Here is a 12,542-nt window from a genome sequence, read left to right on the forward strand (position 1 = left end):
TGACCATCCATTAATTCTGCAAATCCTGATTCAGACAAAAAAAGAAAGCCGCTGCAAGTATAACCTGCAGCGGCCTTTTCATATTTCTCTTTAGCTTAATCGTCCTTTGCCAGGTAAAGCTTACCCAAACAAGGTCGGTGGCGGGGTTTTCAGCTGGGCGATGACGGTTTGCCCTCCCTTGGTTTTTTGTCCCAGTTCCGCTTTGATTTCTGTATCCAGCGGCAGGAAGATATCCACGCGCGAGCCGAACTTGATAAAGCCGAACTCCTCGCCCTGGCTTACCTCATCGCCCTCGTTTACATACCACACAATACGGCGTGCCATGGCTCCGGCAATCTGGCGGAACAACACTTCCGGTCCGGCAGTAGACTCCACCACCACCGTGGTGCGCTCGTTCTGCGTGCTCGACTTTGGGTGCCAGGCCACAAAGTAGTTGCCCGGGTGGTATTTAAAGTACTTCACAATGCCGGAAACGGGGTTGCGCGTAATGTGCACGTTTATCGGCGACATGAAGATGGAAATCTGCTTGCGCTTGTCCTTAAAGTACTCCGGCTCCTCCACTTCCTCAATCACTACCACCTTTCCGTCGGCAGGGGCTATGATTAAGTCCTCGTGCAGCAGCAGCGTACGGTAGGGACTGCGGAAAAACTGCAGGATCAACAGGAAGAGAACGGCAGACACGCCAGAGAACACCCTGTTGAAGGTGCCATTCTCAGCATTGAAATTGTAGAGCAAAAGGTTCAGCACTACAAGCGCCAGTAAAGTAAAAAATAGTATTTTCCTTCCTTCCTTATGGATTTTCATTCGATGCTATTGTTTGCCGCAGGTACTATATAAACTCATAATAGCCCATCCAGTTACGTGGATGGGCTATTACCTGCTTCAAAATTATATAATATCCGGAATATTCCTCTAAAAATCTTTTAGAAGCCCCCGCGATACTTGTACGTCATGGCCACTTTATCGATGGCTACAATGTAGGCTGCGATACGCATTGGCACGTTATACTTCTGAGAAGCAGCGTAAACACGCTCGAAAGCCTCGTTCATAATACGCTCGGCGCGCTCGTTCACGCGGTCCAGCGTCCACTTAAAGCCCATGCGGTTTTGCACCCACTCAAAATATGACACGGTAACACCGCCTGAGTTCGCCAGGATGTCCGGCACGACCATGATACCCTTCTCGTTGATGATGTTATCGGCTTTGTAAGAAGTAGGGCCGTTGGCACCCTCTACAATCAGGCGGGCCTGTATCTTGTCCACGTTGTGGATGGTGATCACGTCCTCCACGGCGGCAGGTATCAGCACATCCACCTTAGCTGTCAGCAGGTCGCCCGGGTCATCCATCAGCTCTGCTCCCTTGTAACCTTCCAAGCGGCCGTTGTGCGCGTTTTTATACTCTATAGCCTCATCAATATCAATCCCGTTGTCGTTCCAGTAGGCTCCGCTAATGTCGCTAACGCCTAAAATCTTCACGCCCCGGTCATTCATCAGCTTTGCCGCCCAGGCGCCTACGTTGCCGAAGCCCTGTATCGCAGCCGTAGACTTGGCGGGATCCATGCCCAGTTTGTTCATGGCGGCCATGGCCGACACCATCACGCCGCGGCCCGTTGCCTCTACGCGGCCCAGCGAGCCACCCAGCACCAATGGCTTACCTGTTACCACCGCATGCTCTGTAGAGCCTTTAGTCTTGGAGTACTCGTCCATCAGCCAAGCCATTTCGCGAGGCCCCGTGCCCATATCCGGGGCAGGAATGTCGCGGTCCGGGCCAAAAATATCCTGCAAAGCCGACGTATAGGCTCTGGTCAGTCGCTCAATTTCACCGGCCGACATGGAGAAGGGGTCGCAGATGATACCGCCTTTGGCACCACCGTACGGGATGTCCACCACGGCGCATTTCCAGGTCATCCAGGCGGCCAGGGCCTTCACCTCATCCAGGAATACATCCGGCGCGTAGCGGATACCGCCTTTGGACGGCCCCAGGATAGTGGAGTGAATCACGCGGTAGCCCTCGAACACACGCACTTTGCCGTCGTCCATGGTAACGGGCACGTTCACGATTACCTGACGTGTTGGAGACTTGAGTACGTTGTATACTTCCTCATCCAACCCCAGCACCTCCGCCGCTATGTTAAAGCGCGACATCATCGACTCGAAAGGATTTTCCTTATCCTTAATCGGAGCTGGCTCTTTGTATAACATCATCTACTCTAAATTTTTATTAGTGAGTAATTAATCAGTGAATTAAAATACGGGGCAAAGTTGAGAATTAAACTTGCAACCTCCTAAGAGCGGGCAACAAATTTTTTAGAAGATTTCGAGGAAGGCGACCACGAACGGGATGACCATCAGCAGACTATCGAAGCGGTCCAGGATGCCGCCATGGCCGGGCAGCAGCGTGCCAGAATCCTTTACTCCCAGGCTGCGCTTCAGCATCGACTCCGAGAGATCACCCAGCACTCCCACAATGCCCACAATGATGGATACGCCCAGCCACTGGTATTGTTCTAAATCGAGGAACACATGTGAGAGGCCATACCCCACCAGCATCGTCACCAGCGTGCCGCCAACCCAGCCTTCCCAGGTCTTTCCGGGGGATATGCGCTCGAAGAGCTTGTTTTTGCCGAAGTTCTTCCCGAAAATATAGGCCCCGGTGTCGGAAGCCCAGATCAGCAGCATCAGGCCAAGTATGGGTTGCCAGCTATACTCCTCCCCGTAGTAGCCCAGCAGGTTCAGCAAGCCAAAGGGCACGGCTATGTAAACAACGCCCGTTATCGTAAAGGCTATGTTAGTGAAAGGCTGGGGTTTCTTGCGGTACATTTCGTAGATAAATACCAGAAACAGCAGCGGCAGCGAGAGGAAAAGCAACTCGCCTGGGGCAACGTCTTTCTGCACCAGGAACATGGAGGTAAAGAACACGCCGCCCAGCAGCAGCCCCAGCGGCTTGTTAGCCCGCATGCCCTGCACGCCCACCAACGTATAGAACTCGGCGATGCCCAGCAGCGTGAGCCCCAGAAAGAGCAGAAAATAGGTCCACTCGCTAAACCAGATGCCGCCGATAAACACCGCGGCGCCCAGTACCCCTACAATAAGTCGTTGATTTAGATTGCTTAGAGTTGATAGCTTATTGTTCATGCCATGACTTACGCCTGCCCGGGGCCTGTGCGTGTTGTAAGGGTTTAGTTTATAGTTGTTGCTCTGTGCCTGCGGCCTGGGCTATACTTTGCGGGCGCAATGGCTGCCGGACAAATGCCTGGCGCAGGAAGTATAGCAGGCCCACACTTACCAGCAACGATAACGCGATACTGTACCACGGCATTGCCTCGGTGCTCTCGATATTGGTATCGATGGCGCGGGTTTGCTGCAGGTACAGTAAAAATACGGTAAAGCCGTTGTTTGCAAAGTGCGCCACAATCGGCACAATGATGCGACCGGACCAAAAGTATAAATATCCGAACAGCGCTCCAAGTATGGCCCGTGGCAAAAAGCCGAAGAACTGCACGTGTATGGCCGCGAAGATGATGCCCGTCACCCAGATAGCCACATGGATGTTGCCGGACCAGCGGTGGATCTGTTGCTGCGCGATACCCCGGAATACCAGTTCTTCGCCCACGGCAGGTATGGCCGCAAACACCACCAGGCCAATGAGCAGTTCTGGCACCGAATTAAACTGCGTGATAAGCTTGGTGAGTTCGGCCAGTTGCTCCTCCTGCTGCCGCGCCCACTCCTCAAAGGCACGCATAAAGTCCGGGAAGTTCATGTGGGCGTTCCACTGGATGATGACCGAGTTGGCCGGCATAATGGCAATTATCAGGATGCCGCTGAGCAGCACCAGCAGCCACGGCGAAGGCATTTTCCAGTTCAGGTAATCTCCCAGCCTGTAGTTGAGCGAGAGCAGCAGAAAGGCGGGCGCCACGATAAAGGCAAAGAACTGCAGCACGCCCTGCAAGAGCAACATCACCTGCGGCCCCTGCGGGTGGTCGGCAGGGTTGGTGGCCACCGTTGCCAGCTCAATGAGGCCTATCCCGAAGATCCAGTTGGCCAACAGCCCTATCACAAACATCGCCACAAAGTAGCCGCCTGCCATGTATACTATCAGCAGCAACAGTACCCAACTTGGGTGCAGATCTTTCGAGATGAAACCTTTCATAGGGAGATTTAGGTTTAATTGGCGTAAATTTACGCGAATAATTAATTTTTGCTTTGGTAAAGATTGCTAACATAGAGCTAGGGGAGTTTCCGTTGCTGCTGGCACCGATGGAGGACGTGAGTGATCCGCCCTTCCGCAAAGTATGCAAGGCCAACGGTGCCGACCTCATGTACACGGAGTTTATCTCCTCTGAGGGTTTGATACGTGATGCCGCCAAAAGTGTACAAAAACTTGACATTTTCGACTACGAGCGCCCCATCGGGATCCAGATTTTCGGGTCAGAGATTGAGTCGATGCGCGAGGCGGCCATTGTCTCCTCGCAGGCCGGCCCGGACCTGATCGACATCAACTATGGCTGCCCTGTGAAGAACGTGGCCTGCAAGGGCGCCGGTGCCGCGTTGCTGCGCGACATCCCGAAGATGGTGAAAATGACCGAGGAGATCGTAAAGGCCACGCATTTGCCGGTAACGGTTAAAACACGCCTGGGCTGGGACGAGGACACCAAAAACATTGTAGAGACAGCTGAGCGCCTGCAGGACATCGGCATTAAAGCCCTGAGCATACACGGCCGCACGCGCGTGCAGATGTACAAAGGCGAGGCCGACTGGAGCCTGATTGCCGAGGTGAAGAACAACCCGCGCATGCACATCCCCATCTTCGGCAACGGCGATATTGACTCGCCGCAGAAGGCGCTGGAGTACCGCAACAAGTATGGCGTGGACGGCATCATGGTGGGCAGGGCAAGTATAGGCTACCCGTGGATCTTTAACGAGATAAAGCACTACATGAAAACCGGTGAGATGTTGCCGGGCCCGACGCTGGAGGAGCGCGTGGAAGTATGCCGCCAGCACTTTACACACTCGCTGGAGTGGAAGGGCGACAAGCTGGGCATTTTTGAGATGCGCCGCCACTATACTAACTATTTCCGCGGCCTGCCGAACTTCAAGCCCCTGCGCATGAAACTGGTGCAATCCGAAGACATACAGGAAATCTACGACACGCTCGATGAGATTGCCCATAGCATGAGCTATGAAGAAGTTTAGGAGTTAGAGAGTTTTGGAGTTAGAGAGTTTTGGAGTTAGAAAGTTAGAAGGTTAGAAAGTGGGTATTGCTTTCTGAGTTTATACTTTCTGCCGCAAGTTTAGCGCTAGCGTAAATGTGGCTTTGTATGGCAGCAGTTTGAAACTGCTCTGCTTTGAAGAAGCAAGGCTACGAAAGCTTAGGCTATACTTTATACTTTGGAGAAGTGGCATTTATACTTCGACCCTATAATCTGCTGAAGTATAAATTGCTGGTGATAATACCAACAACGGCGGAAAGAGGATTATCCTACACTGACGAATAGCATAAATAAAATCCCCTGTCCTACTGGCAGGGGATTTTATTTTTCACCTTCCGAAGATCCGCAAGAATCAGGTTGCGCTTAAGAAACCGCTTCAGGAAATTGCCGCCATGAAATACTTCGAACAGTAGATGGCTATACTTACGACACCGCTTATACTTGAAGTATACTTCGGCAGCTTGTCTGGTTCAGGGGCAGCGCCGAAATAATTCTCAGGAGTTAAGGCATCCACTAAAATCTGACGCGCCAACTCTTTACTTTTGCAGCCACTTTCTAACTTGTTAACCTTCTAACTTTCTGACGATAAAAACCTCCACTACTCCCGTTGCACAAGAAACTGCTACCCCGGCACTGGCCTGGGTGCTGGTGATTATACTTGCCCTTATCTGGGGCACCTCGTTTATACTTATCAAAAAGGGCTTGGTGGTGTACGCTCCAAACGAAGTAGGAGCCCTGCGGATGGTGATTGCCTGCGCGGCGCTGCTGCCATTCGCTATCCGGAACGTTCGTAAGGTAGAGCCCCACCGCTGGAAGTTTCTGCTGGGCAGCGGGATGCTGGGCAACTTCTTGCCAGCTTTTCTTTTTGCCATCGCCGAAACACGCGTAGCCAGCGGGTTGGCGGGGGTGCTCAACTCGCTTACCGCACTCTTTACCCTGCTGGTAGGGGCAGCCTTGTTTGGCCAGTCCATCACCTGGATGCGCATGCTCGGCATCGTTATCGGCATTGCCGGCACTGCTATACTTATCTTTACCGGCAACGGCAACGCGGAGCTCGACAACATGTACTACGGCCTGTACATTGTGCTGGCCACTGTCTTCTACGGCATCAGCGCCAACCTTATCAAGTTTCGCCTGCAGGGCATGAAGGCCATCGCCGTCTCCAGCCTGGCGCTGCTCACGGTGGGACCGTTGGCGCTGGTATACCTGCTCACCACCGACTTTCTCTACAAGCTGCAGCATGTGCCGGGGGCCTGGGAGGCGCTGATGTACATCGCCATACTTGCCGTGTTCAGCACTGCCATCGCGCTTATACTTTTCAACAAGCTTATCCAGATATCCACCACCCTCTTTGCCAGCTCCACCACCTACCTCATACCTATTGTGGCACTGATGTGGGGCGTGCTCGACGGCGAAACCATCCATTTGTGGCACTACCTGGGCATGGTGGTGATCTTGCTGGGGGTGTTCATCGTAAACCGGGCCAAGTAAACGCACGTTTCTTCAAAAGTATAAGCTCCCATACTTTATACTTGCCGCGGCTATACTTTAGCAGCAAGTATAAAGTATGGCCACGGCAGTGCGAATCAACATTATGAGTTTCCTGATTCTTTTCTAACTTAGGGGATTCTCTAACCCGCAACCATTCAGAATGAAGCTTTATAAGCCCCTCCTGAGTCTCTTGTTATTTCTCATGCTGTCGGTGCCAACCCTGGCGCAAGACCTGGTTTCCAGGGAGCAGATAGAAGAACTGCAGCTGCAGGCCATCAACGACACCGCCTTCACCCTCCGCACCGTTACCGAAACCGGCAACCTGATGACGTACAACGGCCCGCTTACGCTCCGCGTGAACGGCGAGCTGCAGGAGGCGGAGTTTGTTGACGGTGAAACTACGTTCTCGATACCGGAGCGGCGCGAGCTTATCCAGGTAAGCGCTACCCTGGACACGCATACGCTGGCCCGGCTCTACCGCCTGGATGTAGAGGAGATGCGGGGCGTGAGGGAGTTTCCGATGTGGCTGTCTATACTTCCGCCGCTTATTGCTATCGTGCTGGCGCTTCTCTTCAGGCAGGTACTGCTGGCCCTCTTTGCGGGCATTTGGGTGGGCGGCTTTGTGATCTACGGTTTATCTTTTGATTCTATTTTGGTAGGCCTGCTAGCCGTGGCAGACACGTTCCTGCTCAAAGCCCTCGTGGATAGCGACCATGCCTCAGTTATTATTTTCTCTATGCTCATTGGGGGGATGGTGGCCATCATCTCCAAAAACGGCGGCATGGCCGGTGTGGTGCATTTGCTCTCGCGTTACGCCCGCTCCGCCAGAAGCTCGCAACTGGTAACCTGGGTACTGGGGATAGCCATTTTCTTCGACGACTACGCCAACACCCTTATTGTGGGCAACACCATGCGCCCCGTAACTGACAAGTACCGCATCTCCCGCGAAAAGCTGGCTTATATTGTGGATAGCACCGCTGCCCCTGTGGCGGCCATTGCCTTCGTTACAACGTGGATCGGGGCTGAGTTGGGTTATATAAAGGATGCCGCCACCAAGCTCGGGATTGAGGAAGGGGCCTACTCGTTGTTCTTCCACTCGCTGCAGTATGCCTACTACCCGGTGCTCGCCCTGGTGTTTATGCTGATACTAATCCTGATGAACCGGGATTTTGGCCCGATGCAGCGGGCAGAGCTAAGGGCGCGCACCACCGGAGAGGTGTCGGCAGCACGCCTCGACCGGGCCGGACAGGAGAAACAGCAGCAAGAAATGGCCGAGTTTGAGCCCATAGATGAAACCAGAGTCCGTGCCATCAACGCGCTGCTGCCCGTGCTTACGGTTATTGGTGGCACTATTGCCGCCCTACTCTACACCGGCTACAGCGCCGACGTTTGGACCGACCCAAGCCTGGGCTTTTTCCGCAAACTCTCCGCCACCATCGGCGACTCCAACTCTTACCTGGCCCTTATCTGGGCCTCGCTTGGGGGTGTGGTCGTTGCCATAGCGCTAACGATAAGCCAGCGCATCATGACACTCTCAGAAACCATGGACTCGTTGGTAGTCGGGTTTAAGACCATGCTACCGGCCATCCTTATTCTGGTCCTGGCCTGGTCCTTGGCGGCGGTTACGCAGGAGCTTTATACGGCGGAGTACCTCACCTCGCTGCTCTCAGGCAATGTGTCGCCATACTTCCTACCGGAGATTACCTTCTTCCTGGCCGCTGCCATTGCCTTCTCTACCGGCTCCAGCTGGGGTACCATGGCCATACTTTACCCGCTCATGATGCCAGCCGCCTGGTATGTGTGCCAGCAGCAGGGCTTTACGATGGAGGAGACCATGCCCATCATGTACAACGTGATCTCGGTAGTGCTGGCAGGGGCTGTGTTCGGCGACCACTGCTCCCCTATCTCCGACACCACCATCCTGAGCTCACTGGCTTCGGGCTGCAACCACATAGACCACGTAAAAACACAGCTGCCTTACGCCATTACAGTGGCCTTGGTCGCCAATATTGCCTGCACCAACCTGTCTAGCTTTGGCGTACACTGGCTGCTGGTATACGCTATTGGCATAGCCATACTTTGGGGGATTGTAAAGCTACTTGGTAAGAGAGTGGAGGCAAAGGCAGTAGCCGCGTAGACAGTAAAAGTATAACACAAGTATAAACCAGCAGCGGCTGCCCCAGGTGTGAGGCAGCCGCTGCTGGTTTATACTTTGCCGGGCCGCTAGCGCAGCTTTAGCTCATAAAAATCGTGCACGATGGTGCGGGCGCCGTAACTTTCCTTGTTCCAGACAAGCCCCTCGTTCAAATACTGCCCCTCCTGCTCCGTGGAAACGCCAAAACTGAAATACGGCTTGTGCGCATATACCTCTGTCAGCAGCCAGTCCAGCAGCACATCCAAGGCACCTGCCTGCTTGCCCTGCTCTGAGGAGGCGATGTACTGAGAATGGGCTACAGTGGCGGTCTCGAAAACCAGGGTGCCTGCCAGCAATTCGCCCTCTTTGGTAGCAGTATAAAGCCTGATGTTCTCCGGGAAACGCGAAACGAGCAACTCCACCTCCGCTGCCGTGTGCACTGGCTTCAGGTTATACTTTTGCTGTAGCACCTGCCACTCCAGCTCCATAAAGTCGCCAAACGTTATACTTTGCTCTAGTTGCAAACCCGCTGCTCCCTGCTTTAGCTTGCGCTTCCGCAGCGTGGCGTAAGGCAAAAGGCGCTCAGGCATGGCCACCGAGTTCACATCGCGGCGGTAAAGTGCGGCCCCATGGCGGAACAGGGCGTACAGGTCTTCCTCGGCAGGCTGCTGGTGGTAGATGTGCGGAATGGCCTTGTAAAGTATACTCCCAAAACCCTGCCCCTGAAAGTATAACTTCATAGCCTGCACCACTTCCAGCATCAGCGCCGCCTTCATCCGCTTGTCCGTAACGAGTCCGGCGTAGCTCAGCCCGCCATGGCTCTGCACCTGCTCCCCGGCCTCGTTTGCCGGCAGCAGCGCCACTAACCTACCCTTGTGGTAGAACAGCAGCGAGTGGTCCGTAAACCTCTCGGCGTGGTACTCCATGTAATCGCGCAGCAGCATGAACGTGCCGTTCTTCGACTCCCGTACAAAGGCATCCCAAAGTGGTTTATACGCCGCGTTATACTTTACTACTTCAACCATTTATTTCCTGACCAAGGACTGTATTACCTCACCTTGCCTCTTTAACTTTCTAACTCTCTAACTCCTACTACCTGTTCAGCACAATCCGGAAGGTAGTGCCCTTGCCTACCTCCGACCACTTCACGTACAGGCGGCCTTCGTGGTAATTGTCGATGATGCGCTTGGCCAGTGCTAGGCCCAGGCCCCAGCCACGCTTTTTGGTAGTAAAGCCGGGCAGGAAAACAGAGTCGATTTTACTTTTGGGGATGCCCTTGCCGGTGTCTGTAATATCCACGGCAATGCTGCTCTTGCCCAGCAGCACCAGCTGTATGTTTATACTGCCGCGACCCTCCATGGCGTCCACGGCGTTCTTGCAGATGTTCTCGATCACCCAATCATACAGCGATACGTTTACCTTGGCCGTGATATCCGGCGAGAAGGTGGACTCTATGGAGAACGCCACCTTGCGCGAGATGCGGTTCTGCAGATAATTTATGGCGTTCTGCGTTACCTGCAATATGTTCTCGTCGCGAAGCGAGGGCACAGAACCGATGTTGGAGAAGCGCTCCGTGATGATCTCCAGGCGCCGCACATCCTTGCCCAACTCCTCCAGTATCGGCTCGTTCTCAAACTTGGGGCTTGACTTGATGTACTCATACCAGGCCATCAGCGAAGAGAGCGGCGTGCCCAGCTGGTGCGCCGTTTCCTTGGCCAGCCCCACCCACACCCGGTTCTGCTCGGCGCGGCGCGAGTAGCTGAAGGCAAAGTAGGCCACCAGCGCAAAACACGAGATCACGATCAGCTGCACGTACGGGTAGTAGCGCAGCTGCGAGAGCAACTCAGAGTCCTTGTAAAACACGTAGTTCACAGAGCCCTCCGCCCAGGGCACCACGATGGGCTCGTGCTGCTCCTTCATCTTCTCGATCTCCCGCTGCAGGTACTCGTTTATTTTATCGGGCTTATCGGCAATGTTTTCCGGCAGATTTATGTTCTTGGAGTCGAGGATATTCTCATTTTCATCTGTCAGGATAACGGGCACCGTGGTGTTGGATGAAAGGATCTCCTCCTCGATGAACACGATGTTGTCGTCGCTGGGGGCGTTGATCATGTAGCGCAGGCCCTTGGCATAAAGCTGCACCAGCTCCTGCTCCCGCTCCGACAACTTGCTCACAAGTATGTTGGTATAAGTGATGGTGGCGGCACCTATGATGAGAGCAATGATAACAACAACAAGCTTTATCCTGTTCTTCTGGGAGTAGATGGGAATCATTGAGTATAAACACGAAATTTATTTGAAATTAGTATAAATTGAACATAGAGAGCAAGTAAGTTTTATTTTAATAAATAGAGCCGTACCTTTGCCCTTTAGTAGAACAAACGTTATTATGCTTCAGAACTTTAAAGCAATCAGCCTGTCGTATAAAAAAGCGCCGCTCGATATCAGGGAGCTGATTGCCTTAGATGAATCTTCTTGCAGAATATTCTTGCAGACGCTTAAGGGCTTCCTTCAGGCTACTGACATCCTTGTTCTCTCCACCTGCAACCGCACCGAAGTATACTACAACTCCGACACAGACTATAGCACTGAAATTGTTAAGCTCCTGGGCATTACCAAGGGCATCGACAACATCAGCCGCTACTTCGATTACTTCACCATCCTGAACGAGCACGACGATGCCGTGCAGCACCTTTTCGACGTGTCGATGGGGCTGGAGTCGCAGGTGGTGGGCGATATGCAGATCTCGAACCAGGTGAAGGTGGCCTACCAGTGGAGCGCCGACAACGAAACAGCCGGCCCTTTCCTGCACCGCCTCATGCACACCATCTTCTTCACCAACAAACGCGTGGTGCAGGAGACTTCCTTCAGAGACGGCGCCGCCTCTACCTCCTATGCCGCTATCGAGCTAATTGAGGAGCTAACCGGAGAGGGCGCTGAGCCCAATATCCTGGTGGTGGGCGTTGGGGAGATTGGCGCCGATGTGTGCCGCAACCTTAAAGACCTGGGCTACAAGAATGTAAAGATCACCAACCGTACGCTGGCAAAGGCAAAGGTGTTGGCCGAGGAGTGTGCCCTGGAGGTGCTCCCTTTTGAGGAGATTGTGCAGGGTATGAAGGAGGCCGATGTGATCATTTCCTCGGTGGCCCGCGAAACCCCTTTCTTCACGAAGGAGATGGTAAAGCGCCTGAACGCGCTCACTTATAAGTTCTTTATCGACCTGGCTGTGCCGCGCAGCGTGGAGCCGGAGGTGGAGAGCATACCCGGTGTGCTGGTCTACAACATCGACACGATCCAGAACAAGGCTTCCGAGGCACTGCAGCGCCGCATCAGCTCCATTCCGAAGGTAAAGGAAATAGTTGCCGAGTCTATTGAGCAGTTCAACGACTGGTCTAAGGAAATGATGGTATCGCCTACCATTCATCGCCTGAAAAATGCACTGGAAACGATACGTCAGGAGGAAATAGCCCGCTATGTGAAGAAACTGGGGCCTAAGGAGGCAAAGCTGGTAGACAGCATCACGAAATCCATGATGCAGAAAATTATAAAATTACCGGTATTGCAACTGAAAGCTGCCTGTAAGCGCGGAGAGGCCGAAACGCTTATTGACCTGCTCAACGACCTGTTCAGCCTGGAGAATCAGCCGGCAGAATCAGACCAAAATCCCGGGTAAACGACATATTTTTTTTAGTGAAGAAATAACTAAGG

The 12,542-nt window shown here is 53.4% G+C and carries 11 protein-coding genes; 4 read left to right on the plus strand and 7 right to left on the minus strand.

What is annotated here, in order from left to right; all coding sequences use genetic code 11:
- Positions 1-120: 120 nt before the first annotated feature.
- The 4 genes from BM040_RS09785 to BM040_RS09800 form a co-directional block, all read right to left on the minus strand.
- Entirely contained in the window at positions 121-804 is a 684-nt protein-coding gene (locus tag BM040_RS09785) for a phosphatidylserine decarboxylase family protein (RefSeq protein ID WP_092100636.1), read from the minus strand.
- A 119-nt stretch (positions 805-923) separates the two neighbouring features.
- On the minus strand, positions 924-2,201 hold the full coding sequence (locus BM040_RS09790) for a Glu/Leu/Phe/Val family dehydrogenase (protein ID WP_092101453.1): 1,278 nt from the start codon (positions 2,199-2,201) through the stop codon (positions 924-926).
- Positions 2,202-2,306: 105 nt separating this feature from the next.
- On the minus strand, positions 2,307-3,134 hold the full coding sequence (locus BM040_RS09795) for a phosphatidate cytidylyltransferase (RefSeq protein WP_092100638.1): 828 nt from the start codon (positions 3,132-3,134) through the stop codon (positions 2,307-2,309).
- Between the two features lie 49 nt (positions 3,135-3,183).
- Positions 3,184-4,149 carry a CPBP family intramembrane glutamic endopeptidase gene (locus tag BM040_RS09800; RefSeq protein WP_092100640.1) on the minus strand — a complete coding sequence of 322 codons (966 nt, stop codon included), beginning with the start codon at positions 4,147-4,149 and terminating at the stop codon, positions 3,184-3,186.
- A 53-nt stretch (positions 4,150-4,202) separates the two neighbouring features.
- Here BM040_RS09800 and dusB point away from each other — a divergent pair, with 53 nt between their 5' ends.
- A complete protein-coding gene (gene dusB / locus BM040_RS09805) occupies positions 4,203-5,192 on the plus strand; it encodes a tRNA dihydrouridine synthase DusB (protein ID WP_092100642.1) in 990 nt (329 codons plus the stop codon).
- 393 nt (positions 5,193-5,585) lie between these two features.
- On the opposite strand, the gene BM040_RS21705 is transcribed toward dusB, so the two are convergent.
- Positions 5,586-5,741 (minus strand): hypothetical protein, encoded by a 156-nt coding sequence (locus tag BM040_RS21705; protein WP_175491032.1) that lies wholly within the window; start codon positions 5,739-5,741, stop codon positions 5,586-5,588.
- Between the two features lie 110 nt (positions 5,742-5,851).
- On the opposite strand from BM040_RS21705, the gene BM040_RS09810 reads away from it, so the two are divergent.
- On the plus strand, positions 5,852-6,700 hold the full coding sequence (locus BM040_RS09810; RefSeq protein ID WP_245756174.1) for a DMT family transporter: 849 nt from the start codon (positions 5,852-5,854) through the stop codon (positions 6,698-6,700).
- 160 nt (positions 6,701-6,860) lie between these two features.
- On the plus strand, positions 6,861-8,837 hold the full coding sequence (locus BM040_RS09815) for a Na+/H+ antiporter NhaC family protein (RefSeq protein WP_245756175.1): 1,977 nt from the start codon (positions 6,861-6,863) through the stop codon (positions 8,835-8,837).
- Positions 8,838-8,923: 86 nt separating this feature from the next.
- Here the strand turns inward: BM040_RS09815 and BM040_RS09820 are convergent, their stop codons facing one another.
- Positions 8,924-9,859 carry a GNAT family N-acetyltransferase gene (locus tag BM040_RS09820; RefSeq protein ID WP_092100646.1) on the minus strand — a complete coding sequence of 312 codons (936 nt, stop codon included), beginning with the start codon at positions 9,857-9,859 and terminating at the stop codon, positions 8,924-8,926.
- 67 nt (positions 9,860-9,926) lie between these two features.
- Positions 9,927-11,108, minus strand: a complete 1,182-nt coding sequence (locus tag BM040_RS09825; RefSeq protein WP_092100648.1) for a sensor histidine kinase — start codon at positions 11,106-11,108, stop codon at positions 9,927-9,929.
- Between the two features lie 115 nt (positions 11,109-11,223).
- Here BM040_RS09825 and hemA point away from each other — a divergent pair, with 115 nt between their 5' ends.
- Positions 11,224-12,507: a glutamyl-tRNA reductase gene (gene hemA, locus BM040_RS09830; protein ID WP_092100650.1), complete on the plus strand. Its 1,284-nt coding sequence runs from the start codon at positions 11,224-11,226 to the stop codon at positions 12,505-12,507.
- Positions 12,508-12,542 lie beyond the last annotated feature (35 nt).

Origin of the sequence: Pontibacter chinhatensis (genome assembly GCF_900113285.1) — a bacterium.
Classification (GTDB): domain Bacteria; phylum Bacteroidota; class Bacteroidia; order Cytophagales; family Hymenobacteraceae; genus Pontibacter; species Pontibacter chinhatensis.

Coding starts and splice junctions, on each gene's coding strand:
- BM040_RS09790 (WP_092101453.1), bottom strand. CDS start 2,201: ATGTTATACAAAGAGCCAGCTCCGATTAAGGATAAGGAAAATCCTTTC.
- hemA (WP_092100650.1), top strand. CDS start 11,224: ATGCTTCAGAACTTTAAAGCAATCAGCCTGTCGTATAAAAAAGCGCCG.
- BM040_RS09825 (WP_092100648.1), bottom strand. CDS start 11,108: ATGATTCCCATCTACTCCCAGAAGAACAGGATAAAGCTTGTTGTTGTT.
- BM040_RS09785 (WP_092100636.1), bottom strand. CDS start 804: ATGAAAATCCATAAGGAAGGAAGGAAAATACTATTTTTTACTTTACTG.
- BM040_RS09820 (WP_092100646.1), bottom strand. CDS start 9,859: ATGGTTGAAGTAGTAAAGTATAACGCGGCGTATAAACCACTTTGGGAT.
- BM040_RS09815 (WP_245756175.1), top strand. CDS start 6,861: ATGAAGCTTTATAAGCCCCTCCTGAGTCTCTTGTTATTTCTCATGCTG.
- BM040_RS09800 (WP_092100640.1), bottom strand. CDS start 4,149: ATGAAAGGTTTCATCTCGAAAGATCTGCACCCAAGTTGGGTACTGTTG.
- BM040_RS09795 (WP_092100638.1), bottom strand. CDS start 3,134: ATGAACAATAAGCTATCAACTCTAAGCAATCTAAATCAACGACTTATT.